This window comes from Endozoicomonas sp. ONNA1 (assembly GCF_024606325.1).
Taxonomy (GTDB): domain Bacteria; phylum Pseudomonadota; class Gammaproteobacteria; order Pseudomonadales; family Endozoicomonadaceae; genus Endozoicomonas_A.
Window position 1 is genome coordinate 1 of sequence record NZ_JAHHPN010000756.1, and the last position, 1,176, is coordinate 1,176.

The 1,176-nt window shown below is 52.6% G+C and carries 1 protein-coding gene; it reads left to right on the forward strand.

From position 1 onward, the window contains the following. A partial coding sequence (locus KDK19_RS18150; RefSeq protein ID WP_257292522.1) for a YgiQ family radical SAM protein occupies positions 1-1,176 on the forward strand: 1,176 nt, incomplete at both ends.

Consider the following 1,176-nt stretch of genomic DNA (forward strand, 5'->3'; position numbering starts at 1 on the left):
GATTTAGGCTGGGACTCCTGCGACATCATCATTGTAACAGGGGATGCCTACGTTGATCACCCAAGCTTCGGTATGGCCGTCATTGGTCGCTTTCTGGAATCACAGGGCTTCAGGGTGGGCATTATTGCCCAGCCAGACTGGAGCAACACCAGAGACTTCATACGACTGGGCAAGCCTAACCTGTTCTACGGTGTCACTGGCGGCAACATGGACTCCATGATCAACCGCTACACCGCTGATCTGAAAGTGCGCAATGACGATGCTTATACACCGGATGCCGAGCCGGGCAAACGGCCTGATCGTTCGGTGATTGTTTACAGTCAGCGTTGTAAAGAAGCCTACAACGATGTGCCCGTCGTTATTGGCGGCATTGAGGCCAGCCTGCGCAGGATTGCCCAGTATGATTACTGGAGCAATGAAGTGCGCCGTTCTGTGCTGATGGATTCCACAGCAGATATCCTTCTCTATGGCAACGCTGAGCGAGCTATGGCCGATGTCGCAGACAAACTGGCTGCGGGCATTAACATCAAAGAGATGGACGATATACGCGGAACAGTTGTCGTTAAAAATGCCACACCCGAAGGCTGGACCGAAATCGACTCAACACGTATCGACTGGCCAAGAGATTTGGGATCTTTCGAAGAAGCTTACGGCACTAGTCCTTATGACTATGTGCAGGAAGAAGCCTGCGAGTCCAAAAAAGAGCAGGCGCCGGAAGTTCAGCCTATCCGCATTGTGCCACTTCCGCTGCACCGCAAGACTGACTTTGATGCCAGCAAAAGTTGTATTCGTCTACCGTCGTTTGAAAAAGTGCGTAAAGATCCAGCGCTGTACGCCCATGCCTCCCGTGTATTACATCAGGAGTCCAACCCCCATAATGCCCGGGTGCTGGTGCAGAAACATGGCAACCGGGAAATCTGGGTAAACCCGCCTCCCATTCCTCTGGAAACGCCGGAGATTGACGGTGTATTCGCTCTGCCCTATCAGCGCAGGCCACACCCTGCCTACGGTGATGCCAACATTCCGGCCTATGACATGATCAAAACATCCGTGAATATCATGCGGGGCTGCTTTGGTGGTTGTACATTTTGTTCCATCACAGAACACGAAGGTCGGGGTATCCAGAGTAGTTCCCAGGCATCAGTTCTGCAGGAAGTGGAGGAGAACAGGGATAAG